The sequence below is a fragment of the Kitasatospora sp. NPDC003701 genome (assembly GCF_053587085.1).
Genome location: NZ_JBSFNM010000008.1, coordinates 209179 through 226846 on the forward strand (window position 1 = coordinate 209179; position 17668 = coordinate 226846).

A 17668-nucleotide genomic window follows, 5' to 3' on the forward strand; every position below is an offset into this window, starting at 1 on the left:
GCGGGCCACCGGACGAACACCTGCCCCCGTGCGGCGCGCCCCGCACGGCCGGGCCCGTACCGTGGACGGGCTCCCGACAGAACGGTTCCACCATGCCCGGCCGCCGCCCCTTCGTCCTGCTGAGCGCCGCGATGTCCCTCGACGGGCACCTCGACGACGCCTCCCCCGACCGCCTGCTGCTCTCCAACCCGGCGGACTTCGACCGGGTGGACGAGGAGCGCGCGGCCAGCGACGCGATTCTGGTGGGCGGCAACACGCTGCGCGCGGACAACCCCCGGCTGCTGGTCAACGACCCCGGCCGGCGGGCCGCCCGGCTCGCGGCCGGCCGCCCCGAGTACCCGCTGAAGGTCACCCTCACCGCGAGCGGGGCGCTCGACCGGGCGCTCCGGTTCTGGCACACCGGCGGCGACCGGCTCGCCTACACCTCGGACGCCGGCGCGGCGACGCTCCGCCCGGCACTGGACGGGCTGGCCGAGGTAGTGGCACTCGGCGGGACGGTGGAGCTGGGCGCCGTCCTGGACGACCTCGGGGCCCGCGGCGTACGGCGGCTGATGGTCGAGGGCGGCGGCAGCGTGCACACCCAGTTCCTGGCCCAGGGCCTGGCCGACGAGCTCCAGCTGGCCGTCGCCCCGCTGCTGGTCGGGCAGGCGGGCGCGCCGCGCTTCGTCCACCCGGCGGCCTTCCCCGGCGGGCCGGCCCGCCGGATGCGGCTGCTGGAGGCACGTACCGTGGGCGATGTCGTCCTGCTCAGGTACGCCCCGAAGGAGCCCGCCCCGTGACCAGCGCACCGTCCGACCTCGCACACCTGCGGCGGGCCGTCGAGCTCTCGCGCCGCTGCCCGCCCTCCACGACGGCCTTCTCGGTCGGCGCGGTGATCGTCGGCGCGGACGGCGAGGTGCTCGCCGAGGGCTGGAGCCGGGAGACGGACCCACACGACCACGCCGAGGAGGCGGCCCTGGCCAAGCTCCCGGCGGGCGATCCGCGACTGCGCGGCGCGACCGTCTACAGCTCGCTGGAGCCCTGCGGCCAGCGGGCCTCCCGGCCGCTGCCGTGCGCCCGGCTGCTGATCGCGGCGGGCGTCCCCCGGGTGGTGGTCGCCTGGCGCGAGCCGGACCTGTTCGTCACCGACTGCCAGGGGACGGCGCTGCTGGAGGCGGCCGGCGTCGAGGTGGTGGAGCTGCCGGGGCTGGCCGAGGAGGCCCGCGCGGTCAATGTCCACCTCTTGGGCTGATCTTTTGTATCCTAATTGAACAATTGACTCATACGCCCGCACGCCGCCCCGCGAGGAGCCGCCCCATGCCCGCCGCCCCCACCACCGCGACCACCCCCGTCACCCTGACCGCCCGCGCCCTCCTGCTGGACATGGACGGCACCCTGGTCAACTCCGACGCCGTGGTCGAGCGCTGCTGGCACCGCTGGGCCGAGGCGCACGACCTCGACCCCGCCGAGGTGCTCCGGCTCGCCCACGGCCGCCAGGGTCACGCCACCATGGCCGCGCTGCTGCCCGGACGCCCGGCCGAGCTCAACCACGCCGACAACGCGCGGATGCTCGCCGAGGAGAAGACCGACGTCGAGGGCGTCGTGCCGGTACCCGGCGCCGCCGCCTTCCTCGCCTCGCTGGCCGGCCTGCCGCACGCCCTGGTCACCTCCGCCGACGAACCGCTCGCCCGCGTCCGGATGGCCGCCGCGGGCCTCCCGCTGCCGCCCGCCCTCGTCACCGCCGAGTCCGTCGACGCCGGCAAGCCCGACCCCGAGGGCTTCCTCAAGGGCGCCGCCGCGCTCGGCTTCGCGCCCGCCGACTGCCTCGCCCTGGAGGACTCCTCGGCCGGAATCGCCGCCGCCGTGGCCGCCGGCATCCCCGTCCTCGGCATCGGCCACCGCGCCGCCGCCCACCGCACCGCCGCGCACGCCCCCACCCTGGAGCAGGTCACCGTCACCGCCGCCGGCGACGGCACCCTCACCGTCCACATCGCCTGACGGCACCCGGCCGGGGACTCGCCCTCGGTCGACTTGACCACGACGAAGCGGTCGATCCCCCGGAGGAGTCGACCCCTTCCGCGCAGCCTTGTGTACACATGGGACGCCAGGTACCTTTGGGCGCATGACACAGCCGCTGCCCGTAGAGTCCATCCGCGACGTGCGCGCACACCTGGCAGAGGTAGTGGAGCGTGCGGACCGCGACGACGTGCCCACGGTCATCACGCGCCGGGGCAAGGAGGTCGCCGCCGTGGTCTCCATCGAGGTCCTCCGCAAGTACCAGCAGTGGGAAGAGCGCGAGATCAACCGGATCATCGACGAGCGCATGGCGAACCCCTCCGCCGGCATCCCGATCGAGGACGTCATGAGGGAGACGCTGGCGCGCAGTGAGTGAGTACCGCACCGTCTTCCGACCGGAGGCCCAGGCCGAGCTGCGGAAGATCCCCCGTGACATGGCGCTGCGCATACTGGCCAAGCTGACCGAGCTGGAACGCGACCCCTTGGGCTGCAACACAACAGCCCTCGTCTCCCAGCCCGAACGCCGTCGCCTGCGCGTGGGTGATTACCGCGTCGTCTACACGATCGACAACGGAGAGCTGGTGGTGTGGGTCGTGCACGTCGGCCATCGCTCCACGGTCCACGACACCTGATCCCACGCCGGAAGATCCGACACGCACAAACGAAAGGGGCCGACTCCCGGAGGAGTCGGCCCCTTTCACGGCAGGCGGTCCGGTGCCGGTCCGTCCGCCAGACGTTGAAGCGGAACCAATGCCGACCGAATCTGGCCCTGCGACGGAGTAACGCACATGCCCATGCCGAGGCATTTCCCGGTTGGCCAACGACGGCCCGCGACGGTCGCGATCGAGGTCCTGCGAACTGTCCGCAGACTGCCCAACCTGCGCACACGGCTCACATCCTCTGCCGCAGATCCGCTGGCGACCGACTGCCGGGTCTCCTCAACTTCCGAGAAGACGGGCCGTCATTGAACCGATCCAAGCGCCGATGGAGCCGCTCAGATCAGGCGTTGACTCCAACACCTCCTCACAGGCAGGCCACTGCTCCCGCACCCGGCGGGCCGTCTCTGCAGCAACGCCGGAGAGGTCGACATTCGTCTTGCCAAACCTGTTGTCAAGACGACTCTCCATAGCCCTGAAGGTGCGCGGCGACACCACCTCAAACCGCCTGCTTCCCCCAAACTTTAGGCCAAGATCCTCAGTCTCCCCAGTAGGTGTGTACGGAATAGTGGAAACCAAGTCATAGGCGGGAGAGAGACTCGGAGTGATGCGGTCGCGATAGATTAGCGACCAATTCTTAAGATGCGCATCCCCGTTCCCTACGACAACCGAGAAAGCTATCCTTCTGGCCACTTCTCGCAGCGAATCGAGGTCACGTCCTCGATATGCATAAGAAGCCACAGTCTCGAAAGAGGACTGATATTTATCAATCGGATAGGTGTCCTTCAGCTGCGCGAAGTCCTCGACGTGAATCCGACCCCGACCTGGATCCGGCGATCGATCAAAACGCCTTACCGCGTACGCCCACTCCTCGCTATTCGGCCACATACGATCAGGCAACCCGTCGAACTCATCTCGATGCACAAGCCTCACTTCGGGAACGTCCAGGCCGACCGAAGCAGCCAACGACATCATGGCAAACTCATTGCGAGGGACGTGCGGATGCCGGTAGTCCGGAAACTTAACTAGCCAGTCCCCCAACTCCCCGCCGATCGGAACCGTTAGTCGGTCTCCTCTCGCCAACATCGAGAACTTTAGTGCAACGCCGGCCAGGGAAAAACGCCACGGCGATGACGTTTCGGGGCGGACCGCAGCCCTTCGCCCACCAGCCATGGCCGAATCCGTCCATTCCCAATCGTCATCAGGTCCATCCGCTGGAACCACCTGCACAGCGCCCGGGAGGTCATGGCCCACCTGGGCCAGGAGCTCCATTTCCCGATCCAGGGAAACGCCACGATCTTGGGCAATCCACTCCCGCAGTGGCCCTTCCGGGAGCAGATTGGAGAACCAGCAGGGCAATCGCAGGGCTGAAGCATAGGAATTCTGCAAGTTCTCCTCGAACCGCAGACCGAGAACAGGTCTGGTCGGGCTATCCACGTAGGATCGGCTTAGCACGAAACGCGTATGGTCGCCCCGCTGACACAATGTTCCCACGCGTACCCCATGAAGCAGCACGGCGTGAAATACCTCCGGCAACCGGTCCGCCATGACCATCCCTCTCGCTTCGAAACGCGCAATGCCACCTGTGCGACTCTGACGATACAACTATTGGAGCCGATCGTTGCTGAAATCAATCTCCGAGTCGCTCTGCTCTTCTTCATCGAGGTCAAGAGCATCCAGCGATGGGGTGTCCTCGTACTTCCACTCAGTCATACGAGCAAGGAAGTCTTCAAGCTGGGTCCGGATACGCTGCTGGCGAGCCTGGAGGAAGCCAATTCGATCCCCTCGCGATAGGGCTTCGAGTGCCCGGTCATCAATGAGATGGGATTCCAGGACGGCCTGCTGAATTGTCTGATCCAGGTCGATGCGAGGCTCAGTAAGCATCCTAATGACCTCAGACGGAAGATCTTCACCAAACGGCAGGAAGATCCGGTTCGCCGCCCACAGCCGCTTATCCTTCTCTCCCGGCTCGTTGAGGCGAGGGAAGAGATAGGGAGTGGCACTAACGGGAGTCTGCTCGTCGCCAAGGACACTGGACAGACTCTGGACGTCCGCAGGAAGACCGGAGGCAATAGAGCGAGGCCGGAGCGACCACCACGCGCTGAGCACGATTTTCGCAGTGGCCTCATTCGTGCGAAACCTATCCGGACTTGGAGGCGAATGCACTGCATCTTTCATGGTTTCCAGCAGTGCTTGAACAGAACCCTCTTCATCACCTCGGCGAATCTTATTGCTCAGAATTCGACTGAACTGAGTGAAGCTACCTCGAAAGACCGAAGGTCCAGCGATCGACAGGCGCCAAAAGAGCCGACGCAGCAGCCGCAAGGTATTAGAGCCGGGCTCTGGAAAATGGGCAAAAAATCGCGTGAGGACAACAAGTTGGGCTCGATAGGGGAGGAGGGCGATATGCGGCACGCCTGCCACCTCGATGAGGAAAATGACGGCACGTACCAGCGCCTCCTCTGCCTCACGATAGGCCGTCTGCTCATCTTCCATTGGGAACTCAAGCCCCGAACGGCGCATCTCCGAGGAAAACTCGGTTCGAATATCCCTAGTGGGGTCCGGGCCTCGACGTGCGAGAAATGATGCGAGAACCGTATTTACATCGATCGTTCCAAATAGAGTGCGAGCTGCCACATTGTCCGAAATGCGCGCAAAGTTTAGGCGAGTCTCGCTACCTTCTTCGGCCCCAGCATTCAGGGCAGTAAAGATTTCAGCTCGATTCAATCTACGCCCATAGTTGTTCATGCGGTCGAAAATGTCGGTCAGAATGTCAAGGTCGTCTTGCCGAACGAGATAGGCAGGAACCTTGTACTGACGGAGCTTGGTCGAAACCTCCTCGGCCTTGTCGTAGTAGTCCTCCACATCCGGCCCTTGAGTTCGAAACCAAGTGAGCAGACGCCGACCGTCAAAGAGAGTGGGAACGTCAATGTGATGTGGTTCAAGACTAAACTTCGGCGACTCGATGAACTCCCCAAGCGCCAGGTCATAGACAACGTTGAACGGCTCGTGCTTGTTTCCCTCCGGACTCAGCGCGTTGGCGAGGCTTGTCAATCGTTGCTGGCCGTCGACTACCCACAGTGCCTCGTCATGTGCAGGAGCGTCGATAATCAGCTTGCCCAGCTTGATCATCTCTGCAGGTGACCTCCGAACCCACAGCAGCAGGTTCCCGATGGGGTAACCGCGAACAATACTGTCGAAGAGCCTCAGCACGTCCTTGGACTGCCAGCGAAAGTCGCGCTGGAAGTGCGGCACCCTGATCCGCCCCTGCCATGCCCACGGCACAATCTCGCCGAGCTCGTAGGTTGTGGCAGTGGGCTGGGTGGTGAGCCCTGGCGGGGTTTCAGACATTCCTACCAGCTCCTGTCGGGTCTTGGTCAGAGGGAACAAAGCCTACTGCTGTCTGGCAGTCACCGAACCGGCGAGTATCAGCAAACCTGTCCTGCAACGGTTAGAGTCTGGCTTACGGCTCGTTCAGGGTCAGCGCCAAATCCTCTAGATTCCCCAGCGCATCGGCGACGTCAGCGACTGCCAGCGTTGTTCTCCAAATTATCGCTTGTTTGGACAGCCGATTGGGCAGCGGGCTTCCTCAATACATCCAGGTCGAGCCCGTGCCGCGGTACTCCTCAACCGGGATCGGGTGGACGTCGGGGCGCATGCGGTCGGTGTAGAGGAGGCCGTCGAGGTGGTCGATCTCGTGGGCGATGAGGCGGGCGAGGCCGAACTCGTAGGTGACGGTGGTGATGGTGCCGTCGAGGGTGGTGGCGGTGACGTCCATGCGGAGGGGGCGGGGGACCATGCCGCGGACGTCGAAGAAGCTGAGGCAGCCCTCGTAGTGTTCGTCGGTCTCGTCGGAGACTGCGGTGATCTTCGGGTTGAGCAGGATGATCGGGTCGGCGCCGGCGGTCGGGGGCAGGACGAGGGCGGCAGCGCGGGGGATGCCGACCTGTGGGGCGGCGAGGCCCATGCCCTTGGCGAAGGAGTGGACGCGGCCGATCCGGTCGACGGCGGTGAAGAGTTCGTCGATCACGGCCTGGGCGGCGGCGCGTTCGGCCGGGAGGTCGAAGGGCTCGGCTGGGCGGTTGAGGATGGGGGTGCCCTGTTGGATCACGCCGAGGGACTGCATCTGCTGGCTGGGCCGCACCTCGATCACCTGGTCTCCTTGGTCCGTTGCGGGTTGTTGGCGGCGGCGCGGAAGCGCCATTCGAGGCGGAAGCGGGCGTGCAGCGGCGGATCGTCGGTGGCCCAGGCGAAGTGCCGGCGCTCGCCCTCGTCGCGGCGGCTGACGGCGGTGCGCAGGGGCATGGCCTCGGCCGTCATCGAGGTCTCGGTGCCCCACACCACCGGGTCGAGGGCGGCGGGGAAGTCGAGTCGGACGGCGAGGTGTTCGGTGGGCAGGCGGACGGCGCGCTGGAACCAGTGGCCCCACTTGTCGGCGCCGACGCTGTAGGCGTACTCGATCCAGGTCGCGTCGCCCGGGTAGAGCGGGAAGCGGCCGTGCTCGTTGTCGAACAGGAGCCAGACCTCCTTGAACGCGTCGCGGTCGTGCTTGGCCTGCCATCGCATGTCCTCGCCCTGACACGAGGCGGTGAGTGCCAGCTCGTCCCAGGTCAGTGGGTGCTCACGGTAGTGGGCGTTGGAGCGCTCGGGTTCGCCGGGGTAGCGGTCGACGGCGATGCGGATGAGGTAGCGCGTGATGGGCTCGGCACCGGTGTTGCGTAGGCGGCGGCGCATGGCCAACCGGTAGGTGGATCCGTCGAATTGGAGCGCGGCTTCGTCGTGTTCGACGATGATCGCGGCCCCGGAGGCGTACGGCTGCTCGGCGCGGCGAGGCACCGGCGGCGAGGTCGGGGTGCGGCTTCGGGAGCGGGCGGCGTCGTAGTCGAGCCACCGCCGCCAGATGGCCTTCCCGGCATTGAGGGTCTCATCGGCGAGGCGGGCGAACTCCTCGGTCGGCTTGTGGCGGCCGGACTCCATGTGGCTGACGTACGAAGGGTCGAACCCCATCTTTCCGGCCAGCGCTCGCTTGGAGAGTCCGCGCACCTCCCGCCAGTGGGCGACTTCGGCGGCGAACGCCTCCATGGCCTGGTCGACCGCGTCGTGGTCGGCCCTTGTCTCCATCCGCTCCGCCCCCAGTGAGTGATGAATGAACCGTGAGTGACCTTAGCTCACCATCCCGTCACGGTCCCGCCTCCGGCTCTCATTACCCCATCGGGCACGCACTTCAAGCGCCCGGTCAGCACCAGAACCCATCTCCCCTCCTGCCGTGAGGAGTTAGCCGTGCACGATTCCCCGTCCAGCCGCCCAGGCCAGCACCGCGATCCGGTCGGTGCCTTCTTCGGTGCCCTGTGGACGGTCGGCAACGCCGTGGTGATCGCTCTGCTCGGCGTCATCGTGCACGACGACTTCGACTCGGCCCGAATCGGTGCTCATCCGGCGGCCGGCTCGGCGCCGGACGGCACCTACGTGTAGCGCCCTTCCACCCATCGCCCATCACGGGCTGGACTCCGAACTGGAGCGCACAGCATGGAAACCAGGAACGTGATCGTCCCCGTCCACGACGGCCCCATCATTCTCACCCGCCCGCACTTCGTGGGCATCGGCGGCGCCGGCATGTCGGCCGTCGCCCGCCTCCTGCTGGAGAGCGGCAGCCGGGTCTCCGGCTCCGACACCAGCGACACCGCCGCCCTGCGTGAGCTGGAGGACGCCGGCGCCTCGGTCGCCATCGGCCACACCGCCAGCAACGTGCCCGCCGACACGACGGTCCTCGTGTGGTCCAGTGCGGTGACCCCGAGCAACCCCGAGGTCGCCGCCGCCCGCCGCGCCGGCATCCCGGTAGTGCACCGCTCGGACGTGCTCGCGCACTTGATCGCCACCGCCGAGCAGTCGGTCGCCGTGGCGGGCACGCACGGCAAGACCATGACCACCGGCACCCTCAGCGCCGCTCTCGCCCACCTCGACCCCTCGTACGCCATCGGCGGCACCCCCGTCGGCCGCCCCAACGTCCACCAGGGCCTCGGCGGCCTCCTGGTCGCCGAGGCGGACGAGAGCGACCGCACCGCCGGCCGCTACCACCCGCAGGTCGCCGTCGTCCTGAACGTGGACGACGACCACCCCGAGCAGTACGTCGACCTGAACGACGTCCTGGACGTCTTCGAGCGCCTGGCCCGCAACAGCTCAGTGCTCGTCGTCTCCTCCGACGACCCGGGCGCCCGACTGCTGATCGAGCGCCTCCAGACGGCGCCCGGCCCGCGGGTCGTCACGGTCGGCGAGACCAAGGACGCCGACGTGCGGGTGCTGCGCGTGCTGTGGAACGGAGCTGCCAGCCACGTCACCGTCCAGGACACGGACGGGTCGTGGCACGAGTTCACCCTGGCCGTGCCCGGGCGGCACAACGCGCTGAACGCCGCCGCCGCGTTCGCCGCCGGCCGGGTGCTCGGGGCCGAGCCCGCCGACCTGGTGGCCGGCATCAACGCCTTCCAGGGAATCAAGCGCAGGCTCACCACCACCGGCACCTACGCCGGGGTGACGGTGCTGGATTCCTACGCCCACCACCCGAGCGAGATCACGGCTGACCTGGCCACCGCCCGGATGCTCACCGAGGGCCGGGTGATCGCGGTGTTCGAGCCCACCGGCTGGACCCGCACCGCCGCCCTCGGCGAGGAGATGGGCCGTCGGCTCGCCGCGGCCGACGAGGTCGTCCTCCTGGACGTGCACGCCTCGGTCGAGTCCCCGCTCACCGGGATCAGCACCGCACCGATGGCCGCGCAGGTCGTCGCCCGCGGCGGCCGGGCCCACACCGCGGGCGACGGGCGCGACGTGGCGGACGTGGTCGCTGAGCTGGTCGAGCCCGGCGACCTGGTGATGACGATGGGCACCGGAACCGCCAGTCGCGTCGGCAGTGCGGTCCTGCTGCGGCTGGCCGAGGCCCCGGCGACGGTCCGGGTCGCGTAGTCAGCCGGTGAGACCCATGGCGTCGGGCTTGGCGAGCCGCATCGCGGTGTCCTCCAGCCCGACGCTGTGGGAGCCCTTCACCAGCACCACGTCTCCGCGCTCGAGGTAGGTCAGCAGCAGGTCGAGGGCGGCGTCGCGGTCCGGGACCAGCGTCGCCGTCACTCCGCCGTCGACCGCGCTCGCGTGCACCAGAGCGGCCTCCGCGCCGCCGACCGCGATCAGGTCCGTGACACCGTTCCGGGCCACCATGCGGCCCAGCTCCGCGTGGTGGGCCTCGGACTCCTCGCCCAGCTCCCGCATCTCGCCCAGCACCGCCACCGTCCTACGTCCGCCGCCGGCCATGGCAGTGAGCGCGGACAAGGCCACGGCCATCGAATCGGGGTTCGCGTTGAACGCGTCGTTGATCACCGTCACGCCGTCCGTCCGCTCGGTGACGTCCATCCTGCCCGGCGTCAGCTGCCTGGCACCGGTCAGCGCATCCGCCGCCTGCCGCACGCTCGCGCCCAGGCCGATCGCCACAGCAGCGGCGGCCGTCGCGTTGGACACGTGGTGGGCGCCGTGCAGCCCCAGCTTCACCGGGGCGTTCTCGCCCCGGTACGTGAGGGTGAACGACGGCCGACCCGCAGTGTCGAGCTCGACATCGACGGCCCGCACGTCCCCGGCCTGCACCCCGAAGGTCAGGACCGGCGCGACCGTACGCGGCGCCATCGACATGACGTACGGGTCGTCGGCATTCAACACCGCCAGTCCGTCGACGGGAAGGGCCTCGACGAGTTCGCCCTTCGCGACCGCGATCGACTCCTTCCCACCGCCGAACTCGCCCACGTGCGCGGTGCCGACGTTCAGCACCAGGCCGACCTTCGGCGGGACGATCCCCGTCAGGTACTTGATGTGCCCGGCGCCACGCGCGCCCATCTCCAGCACCAGCAGGCGGGTGCTCTCGTCCGCCCGGAAGACGGTCAGCGGCAGACCGATCTCGCCGTTGAACGACAGCGGCGTGGCCACCGTGGTGTCCATGGTCTCCAGCACCTGGGCCAGCAGGTCCTTGGTGCTGGTCTTCCCCGCCGAGCCGGTCAGCCCGATCACGGTCGGCGCCTTCAGGCGGTCGAGCACCGCGCGGGCCAGGGCGCCCATCGCGTCCTGAACATCCGCCACCACGATCGCCGGCACCCCGACCGGCCGCGCGGCCAGCACCGCCGCCGCACCCGCGGCCACGGCGGCCTCGGCGAACCGGTGACCATCGGTGTGCTCGCCCGGCAACGCGATGAACAGCGCCCCGGGCTCTACCAGGCGCGAGTCGATGACCCCCGGCCGGTCGACCACGGCGCCCGGATCAGAGACGTCGTGCAGAGCGCCCCCGACAGCCTCGGCGATCTCTTGCAGGGTCATGGGGACCACGGTGGCTCCGATCCATCGACGCACCCGCCCGTCCTCAGGGCAGCCTGCCCTCGACGCTAGCGGCTCCCCGACATCGCGCCCGCCATCACGCGCATTCCGAACCAGACTGTGACAAAAGGAAGATGAGCAGGTCAGCTGTTGAACGTCGTATCGCCCTCGTCACCGGCAGTCGGTCCGGCGAACGCGACCCCTCGCTGATCTCCGGCGAGGCCGTTCGCGAGTCGCTGGTCCGCCAGGGCCTGCCCGCTACCGGGGTCTCGTCCTGTTGGGTGCCGCCACGGGCTCCGGCCCAGCGGGCTCTTCGGGCTCCAGCTCCGGCACGTCGATCTGCTGCACGCCACCGTCACCGTGGAGCAGCAGATCCAGCAGACGGCCGAGCACGGCGTCATAACGGCGCACCTGCGGGACTTCCCGGTCGCCGCCCCTGAGGGCTGGCTCTTCACCGCTCCCACAAGCGGCCCGGTCGTCTACACCTACTTCATGCACGGCTCGTGGCAGTCTGCCTGCCAGCGGGCCGGCATACCGAAGGGCACCGGCCCGCACGCACTCCGGCACCGCTAGGCGAGCCTGCTGATCAAGCACGGCGAGTCGGTGAAGACCGTCTCCGAGCGGCTCGGGCACACCAACGCCGCGATGACGCTGAACATCTACACCCACCTCTGGCCCGACTCCGAGGAGCGGACCAGGGCCGCCGTCGACCGCGCGTACGCCGACGCCGGCAGCGCGGACCACGGCAACCTCCCGGACGCCGAAGTGGCGTAGCCGAATCCGGTTGCGTTGGCCAGAGGCGGCAGGGTTGCGGACGCCCTGCGGACCGAAAGGCCGCCCAACCCGCTCCGTCGCAGGTCAGGCGGCCTTTCCGCAGATCGACTAGACGTTGAAGCGGAACTCCACGACGTCGCCGTCCTGCATGATGTATTCCTTGCCCTCGATGCGGGCCTTGCCCTTGCTGCGGGCCTCGGCGATGGAGCCGCAGGCGACCAGGTCGTCGAAGGAGATGATCTCCGCCTTGATGAAGCCCTTCTGGAAGTCGGTGTGGATCACACCGGCGGCCTCGGGGGCGGTGGCGCCCTTCTTGATGGTCCAGGCCCTGGTCTCCTTGGGGCCCGCGGTGAGGTAGCTCTGCAGGCCGAGGGTCTCGTAGCCGACCCGGCCGAGGGTGGCCATGCCGGTCTCCTCCTGGCCCATGGACTGGAGGAGCTCCAGCGCCTCGTCCTCGTCCATGCCGATCAGCTCGGACTCGATCTTGGCGTTCAGGAAGATCGCCTCGGCCGGGGCGACCAGGGCGCGCTGGGCCTCCTTGAACTCCTCGTCGACCAGCTCGTCCTCGTCGACGTTGAAGACGTAGAGGAAGGGCTTGGTGGTGAGCAGGTGCAGCTCGCGCACCGAGGAGGCGTCGAAGCCCGCCTCGAAGAGGGTCTTGCCGGTCTCCAGGATCTTCTGGGCGGCCTCGGCGGCGGCCAGCGTGGCGGCCGACTCCTTCTTCAGGCGGGCCTCCTTCTGGAGCCGGGGCAGCACCTTCTCGATCGACTGGAGGTCGGCGAGGATCAGCTCGGTGTTGATGGTCTCGATGTCGTCCTTCGGCGAGACCTTGCCGTCGACGTGCACCACGTCCGGGTCGACGAAGGCCCGGATGACCTGGCAGATCGCGTCCGACTCACGGATGTTCGCCAGGAACTTGTTGCCCAGACCCTCACCGACCGAGGCGCCGCGCACGATGCCCGCGATGTCGACGAAGTCGACGGTGGCCGGGAGGATGCGCTGCGAGCCGAAGATCTCGGCGAGCTTGGCCAGCCGGGCGTCCGGGACGCCGACGACGCCGACGTTCGGCTCGATGGTGGCGAACGGGTAGTTGGCCGCCAGCACGTCGTTCTTGGTCAGGGCGTTGAACAGGGTCGACTTGCCGACGTTCGGCAGGCCGACGATTCCGATCGTGAGCGACATGAAGCGCAGTCCCGTGGGCTTGGAGGAGTTGGTTCGGCACCGTGCGGGCCGATCCCCCAGTCTACGGGCAGCGGGTCAGGCCCCCGCTGTCGGCAGCGGCTCCAGGAACTCCAGGCGGTTGCCGAGGTTGTCGGCGGTGTGGAAGCGGCGGTGACCGGGCAGATTGTCGTCCCGGACGACCTCATGACCGTGTGCGGCGAGCCGCTCGGCGAGCGCGTCCAGCGCCCTCACCTGGATGCCCGGGTGCCCCTTGCGGGCCGGCCGGAACTCCGGCACGACGCCCAGGTGCACCTCGACCCCGCCGCCCCGGAACCAGCAGCCGCCGCGCGCCGCCAGCACCGGGGGCTTGGCCAGCTCCGTCATGCCGAGCACGTCGCGCCAGAAGGCGCGGCACTCGTCCTCCGCACCGGCCGGGATGTCGAGCTGGACGTGGTGGAGCCGTTCGAAGGCGAACCCGCTGGTCATGTATCCCCCTGGTGGACTTGAGCGACGATCACACCAGTACTCCGTCCGGAGACACGGAGCAAGGTCCCGAGGCCCATTACACAGTGTGGCGATGATCGGACCGTACGTTGGGTGGGTGGAGCAGCGCATCCGAACCCAGCCGCCAGGGCCCAGACGCCGACCGCCGAACGGCGCGGCCGGGGCCGCCGTCCCCGGGCCCGGGCGGGCCCCCGAGACCGCCGAGGCCTCCGCCGCGCCCGCCTCCCGGCTACGCCCCGTGGCCGGCGTACCCGAGCGCGGCCGCCCCGGCGCCGCCCGCCCCCGGCTGCGTCTGCCGTTCGGACCGCGCCCCGGTGAGCGCGACGACACCCACGAGGACGCCCGCAGCGGCGACCGCGGTGGCGAACGCACCGGCGAACGCGGTGGTGGCCGCCCGAACGGCCGCCTCTACGGGCGCCGGCGCACCGGCCGGCCGACCCGGTTGACCGCGGTCGGCACCGGTGTGGCCGCGACGGTCGCGACCGTCGCACTGGCGGGCGTGGACCGGATGCTCTTCGGCGGCCTGGGGGTGCTGTTCGGCATCGGCTACCTGGTGATCTGCTTCCAGCTCGCCGTCCGGGTCCGCTTCGCCGACCTGCTGGCGGCCCCGATCAGCGGGCCGATCGCCTTCGCCGTCGCCCTGCTGCTGCTCGGCCCGGTCACCTCCTCCGGCGTGACGGCCCAGGTGGTGGCGCTGGCGACCGGCCTGGCGATGCGGGCCGGCTGGCTCTTCTCGGGCACCGGCCTGGCCGCGGTCATCGTGACCGCCCGGTTCGTGGCCCAGCGGCGGATCCACCGCGTCCGCTGAGGAGTGGGACGTCGGACCGGCCGACTTCCCACTCCTCGACGCATCACGTCCCGCGCCCCGGCAGCCCCGCCCCGGCAGCCGCTGCTCGGCGCGAAGGCCCGCCGGCTCAGCCGGAGGAGGCCCGGGCGGCCGCCATGGCGGCGCCGACGATCCCGGCGTCGTTGCGCAGCTCGGCCGGGACGATCCGCGCCTCGCGGGCGCGCAGCAGCGGCAGGAACTTCTCGTGCTTGCGGCTCACCCCGCCGCCGATCACGATCAGCTGCGGCGAGAACAGCATCTCCACCAGGTCGAGGTACTCGTCGACCCGCACCGACCACTGCTCCCAGCTCAGCCCGCGCCGCTCCTTGGCGGCCGAGGAGGCCCGCCGCTCGGCGTCCTTGCCGCGCAGCTCCAGGTGGCCCAGCTCGGTGTTGGGCACCAGCGTGCCGTCCACGAAGAGCGCGCTGCCGATGCCGGTGCCGAAGGTCAGGACGAGGACGACGCCCCGCTGCTCCCGGCCGGCCCCGTGGACGGTCTCGGCGAGCCCGGCCGCGTCGGCGTCGTTGAGCACCACGGACGGCAGGTCGAGCGCCTCGCGGAACAGGCCCGCGGCGTCCAGGCCGATCCAGCCCTTGTCGACGTTGGCGGCCGTTCTGGTCTGTCCGTTCACCACCACACCGGGGAAGGTCAGCCCGACCGGTCCCCGGTGGTCGAAGTGCCGGACCACCTCGCGGACGGCGTCGACCACGGCCTCCGGTGCCGAGGGCTGCGGGGTGAGGACCTTGTGCCGCTCCTGGGCGAGCACGCCCCGGGCCAGGTCGACGGGGGCACCCTTGATGCCCGAACCGCCGATGTCCACACCGAATACCGCCGTCATGACGACCGCCCTCCGCCGAAACCGTTGTCCACAGGCTGTGCATACCTGTGCACAAAACTACGAGAGCCCACCCGGCCGCGCACAGCGGAAAACCCGGCACCCCCGAGGGGACGCCGGGTTCTCCGGGGGTTGCTACAGCTTGCCCGCGGCCTCGGCGCGCAGGTCGCGGCGGAGTTCCTTGGGCAGCGAGAAGGTCAGGTGCTCCTCGGCGGTCTTGACGGTCGACACGTCGGCGTAGCCGCGCGCGGCCAGCCACTCCAGGACGCCGTCGACCAGGATCTCCGGCACCGAGGCGCCGCTGGTCAGACCGACCGTGGTGACGCCGTCCAGCCAGGACTCCTGGATCTCGTCGGCGAAGTCCACCAGGTGGGCGGCCTTGGCGCCGTACTCCAGGCCGACCTCGACCAGACGGACGGAGTTGGAGGAGTTCTTGGAGCCGACCACGATCAGCAGGTCCGTCTCGGGCGCCATCTGCTTGACGGCGACCTGGCGGTTCTGGGTGGCGTAGCAGATGTCGTCGCTGGGCGGGCTGACCAGCAGCGGGAAGCGCTTCTTCAGCTCGCCGACGGTGGCCATGGTCTCGTCCACCGAGAGCGTGGTCTGGGAGAGCCAGACGACCTTGGACTCGTCGCGGACCTCGACGTTGGCGACGTCCTCGGCACCGTCCACCAGGTGGATCCGGTCCGGGGCCTCACCCATCGTGCCGACGACCTCCTCGTGGCCCTCGTGGCCCACCAGCAGGATGTCGAAGCCCTCGTCGGCGAACCGGACGGCCTCCTTGTGCACCTTGGTGACCAGCGGGCAGGTGGCGTCGATGGTGGCGAGCCGGCCGGCCTCGGCCTCGTCGTGGACGGACGGCGCGACGCCGTGCGCGGAGAACACCACGATCGAACCCTCGGGCACCTCCTCCGTCTCGTCGACGAAGATCGCGCCCTGCTTCTCCAGGGTCTGCACCACGTACTTGTTGTGGACGATCTGCTTGCGGACGTAGATCGGCGCCCCGTACTGCTCCAGGGCCTTCTCCACGGCGATCACGGCGCGGTCGACGCCCGCGCAGTAGCCCCGGGGGGCGGCGAGCAGGACACGGCGCTGCGCGGTGTTGGACATGGCTCCATCGTACGGGTGGCGGCGGGCCGCGCCGACGGAAGGCGCTTTCGGGCGGTATCCGGTCGCCGGTGCTCAAATGTGGACGTGATGAGCGAGCGAGTCGACGCCGGCGGCCTGCGGCGCAGCCTGAGTGTCCGCGATCTGATGGTGTACGGGCTCCTGTTCATCGCGCCGATGGCGCCCGTCGGCGTGTTCGGCGTGCTGGACGCCAAGAGCCACGGCGCCGTCGCGTCGGTCTATCTGGCGGCGACGGTCGCGATGGGCTTCACCGCCTTCTCGTACGCCCAAATGGTGCGGGCGGTGCCGCAGACCGGCTCGGTGTTCGCCTACGCGCGGGCCGGCCTGGGCGAGGGGCCCGGGTTCATCGCCGGCTGGATGGCGATGCTGGACTACCTGCTGATCCCGGCGGTGGCGTACCTCTTCTCGGGCATCGCCCTGAACTCGCTGGTGCCGGACGTGTCGCGCTGGGTGTGGACGGCGCTGGCGGTGGTGGTCACCACCGTGCTCAACCTGGCCGGGGTGCGGACGGCGGCGGTGGTCGGCCTCGGGGTGCTGGCGCTGGAGATCGCGGTGCTGGCGGTCTTCGTGGTGGCGGCCGTGGTGGTGCTGGTGCGCGACGGGGCGCAGCGCGGCTGGGACACGCCGTTCACGGCCGTCGGCGGCTTCTCGCTGACGGCCGTGATCTCGGCGGTCTCGGTGGCCGTCCTGTCGTACCTGGGCTTCGACGCGATCGCCACCTTCGTGGAGGAGGCGGTCGGCGCCTCGGCGGCGGTGGCCCGGGCGGTGCTCCGGTGCCTGGTGCTGGCCGGGGTGCTCTTCGTGGTGCAGACGTACCTGGCGGCGCTGCTGGAGCCGCTGACCCCGCGGGAGCTGGCGGCGGATCCGGCCGCACAGGGCTCGGCCTTCTACGACACGGTGGAGAGCGGGATCGGGCACTGGCTGCACGTGCTGGTGGCGGCGAGCAAGGCGATCGGCGCGGCCTTCGCGGCGCTGGCCGGTCAGGCGGCGGCCGGGCGGCTGGTCTACGCGATGGGCCGGGAGGGGCGGCTGCCGCGCTTCCTGGCCGCGGTGGACCCGGGCTCGGCGGTGCCGCGCCGGGCGCTGCTGGTGGCGGCGGTGATCACGATGGGCGCGGCCGTCTGGGCGGCGGACCGGGACGACGGGCTGGACCAGCTGACCTCGGTGGTGAACATCGGCGCGCTGACGGCCTTCGCGCTGCTGCACGCCTCCGTGATCGGCTGGTACGTGGTGAAGCACGGCTCGCGGGACTGGCTGCGGCACCTGGTGGTGCCGCTGCTGGGCATCGCGGTGATCGGCGCGGTGGTCTACGAGGCCTCGCGCACCGCGCAGCTCACGGGGGCGGTCTGGCTGGGGGTCGGGCTCGTCGTCCTGCTCGTCCAGGGGGCCTCGGCCGTCGGCATCCGCCGCTGACGCCCGGCCGTCGCGCCGGCCGCCGGCCCTCCGCTG

Annotated in this window: 18 protein-coding genes and 1 pseudogene; 10 read left to right on the forward strand and 9 right to left on the reverse strand. The window is 69.4% G+C overall.

Annotated features, from left to right (window positions below; all coding sequences use genetic code 11):
• The first annotated feature begins 92 nt into the window (after positions 1 to 92).
• The 4 genes and pseudogenes from ACWDRR_RS10790 (at position 93) to ACWDRR_RS10805 (ending at position 2627) form a co-directional block, all read left to right on the forward strand.
• A pseudogene (locus ACWDRR_RS10790) lies at positions 93 to 1231 on the forward strand (dihydrofolate reductase family protein).
• Positions 1232 to 1296: 65 nt separating this feature from the next.
• Entirely contained in the window at positions 1297 to 1977 is a 681-nt protein-coding gene (locus tag ACWDRR_RS10795) for an HAD-IA family hydrolase (protein WP_449771829.1), read from the forward strand.
• A gap of 124 nt (positions 1978 to 2101) precedes the next feature.
• Positions 2102 to 2371, forward strand: a complete 270-nt coding sequence (locus tag ACWDRR_RS10800) for a type II toxin-antitoxin system Phd/YefM family antitoxin (protein WP_449771830.1) — start codon at positions 2102 to 2104, stop codon at positions 2369 to 2371.
• Positions 2364 to 2627 carry a type II toxin-antitoxin system RelE family toxin gene (locus tag ACWDRR_RS10805; protein ID WP_449771831.1) on the forward strand — a complete coding sequence of 88 codons (264 nt, stop codon included), beginning with the start codon at positions 2364 to 2366 and terminating at the stop codon, positions 2625 to 2627. The genes ACWDRR_RS10800 and ACWDRR_RS10805 overlap by 8 nt, the downstream gene beginning before the upstream one ends.
• Before the next feature lie 306 nt (positions 2628 to 2933).
• Here the strand turns inward: ACWDRR_RS10805 and ACWDRR_RS10810 are convergent, their stop codons facing one another.
• From ACWDRR_RS10810 to ACWDRR_RS10825, 4 genes are all read right to left on the reverse strand, one after another.
• On the reverse strand, positions 2934 to 4205 hold the full coding sequence (locus ACWDRR_RS10810; protein ID WP_449771832.1) for a type II toxin-antitoxin system HipA family toxin: 1272 nt from the start codon (positions 4203 to 4205) through the stop codon (positions 2934 to 2936).
• A 51-nt stretch (positions 4206 to 4256) separates the two neighbouring features.
• Positions 4257 to 6002 carry a DUF262 domain-containing protein gene (locus tag ACWDRR_RS10815; RefSeq protein ID WP_449771833.1) on the reverse strand — a complete coding sequence of 582 codons (1746 nt, stop codon included), beginning with the start codon at positions 6000 to 6002 and terminating at the stop codon, positions 4257 to 4259.
• Between the two features lie 238 nt (positions 6003 to 6240).
• On the reverse strand, positions 6241 to 6804 hold the full coding sequence (locus tag ACWDRR_RS10820; protein ID WP_449771834.1) for a peptide deformylase: 564 nt from the start codon (positions 6802 to 6804) through the stop codon (positions 6241 to 6243).
• Positions 6801 to 7772: a helix-turn-helix domain-containing protein gene (locus ACWDRR_RS10825; protein WP_449771835.1), complete on the reverse strand. Its 972-nt coding sequence runs from the start codon at positions 7770 to 7772 to the stop codon at positions 6801 to 6803. Before ACWDRR_RS10825 ends, ACWDRR_RS10820 begins: the two co-directional genes overlap by 4 nt.
• A gap of 159 nt (positions 7773 to 7931) precedes the next feature.
• On the opposite strand from ACWDRR_RS10825, the gene ACWDRR_RS10830 reads away from it, so the two are divergent.
• The gene (locus tag ACWDRR_RS10830) at positions 7932 to 8123 is read left to right on the forward strand and encodes a hypothetical protein (RefSeq protein ID WP_449771836.1); all 192 of its coding nucleotides are present in this window, start codon (positions 7932 to 7934) and stop codon (positions 8121 to 8123) included.
• Positions 8124 to 8177: 54 nt separating this feature from the next.
• Positions 8178 to 9605, forward strand: coding sequence for a UDP-N-acetylmuramate--L-alanine ligase (gene murC, locus ACWDRR_RS10835; RefSeq protein ID WP_449771837.1), 1428 nt, complete (start codon positions 8178 to 8180; stop codon positions 9603 to 9605).
• On the opposite strand, the gene ACWDRR_RS10840 is transcribed toward murC, so the two are convergent.
• On the reverse strand, positions 9606 to 11003 hold the full coding sequence (locus ACWDRR_RS10840) for a UDP-N-acetylmuramoyl-tripeptide--D-alanyl-D-alanine ligase (RefSeq protein WP_449771838.1): 1398 nt from the start codon (positions 11001 to 11003) through the stop codon (positions 9606 to 9608).
• 348 nt (positions 11004 to 11351) lie between these two features.
• Between ACWDRR_RS10840 and ACWDRR_RS10845 the strand changes: the two genes are divergently transcribed.
• Together ACWDRR_RS10845 and ACWDRR_RS10850 are read left to right on the forward strand one after the other, a co-directional pair.
• On the forward strand, positions 11352 to 11564 hold the full coding sequence (locus ACWDRR_RS10845; protein WP_449771839.1) for a hypothetical protein: 213 nt from the start codon (positions 11352 to 11354) through the stop codon (positions 11562 to 11564).
• A 30-nt stretch (positions 11565 to 11594) separates the two neighbouring features.
• Entirely contained in the window at positions 11595 to 11765 is a 171-nt protein-coding gene (locus tag ACWDRR_RS10850; RefSeq protein WP_449771840.1) for a hypothetical protein, read from the forward strand.
• Positions 11766 to 11873: 108 nt separating this feature from the next.
• Here ACWDRR_RS10850 and ychF read toward each other — a convergent pair whose 3' ends face one another.
• A complete protein-coding gene (ychF, locus tag ACWDRR_RS10855) occupies positions 11874 to 12947 on the reverse strand; it encodes a redox-regulated ATPase YchF (protein ID WP_449771841.1) in 1074 nt (357 codons plus the stop codon).
• A gap of 75 nt (positions 12948 to 13022) precedes the next feature.
• Positions 13023 to 13412 (reverse strand): VOC family protein, encoded by a 390-nt coding sequence (locus ACWDRR_RS10860; RefSeq protein WP_449771842.1) that lies wholly within the window; start codon positions 13410 to 13412, stop codon positions 13023 to 13025.
• A 115-nt stretch (positions 13413 to 13527) separates the two neighbouring features.
• Here ACWDRR_RS10860 and ACWDRR_RS10865 point away from each other — a divergent pair, with 115 nt between their 5' ends.
• A complete protein-coding gene (locus ACWDRR_RS10865; protein WP_449771843.1) occupies positions 13528 to 14238 on the forward strand; it encodes a DUF6542 domain-containing protein in 711 nt (236 codons plus the stop codon).
• A gap of 106 nt (positions 14239 to 14344) precedes the next feature.
• Here ACWDRR_RS10865 and ppgK read toward each other — a convergent pair whose 3' ends face one another.
• Positions 14345 to 15094 carry a polyphosphate--glucose phosphotransferase gene (ppgK, locus tag ACWDRR_RS10870; protein ID WP_449771844.1) on the reverse strand — a complete coding sequence of 250 codons (750 nt, stop codon included), beginning with the start codon at positions 15092 to 15094 and terminating at the stop codon, positions 14345 to 14347.
• A gap of 132 nt (positions 15095 to 15226) precedes the next feature.
• Positions 15227 to 16201, reverse strand: coding sequence for a 4-hydroxy-3-methylbut-2-enyl diphosphate reductase (locus ACWDRR_RS10875; protein ID WP_449771845.1), 975 nt, complete (start codon positions 16199 to 16201; stop codon positions 15227 to 15229).
• A gap of 87 nt (positions 16202 to 16288) precedes the next feature.
• Between ACWDRR_RS10875 and ACWDRR_RS10880 the strand changes: the two genes are divergently transcribed.
• Positions 16289 to 17632 (forward strand): APC family permease, encoded by a 1344-nt coding sequence (locus tag ACWDRR_RS10880; protein WP_449771846.1) that lies wholly within the window; start codon positions 16289 to 16291, stop codon positions 17630 to 17632.
• Positions 17633 to 17668 lie beyond the last annotated feature (36 nt).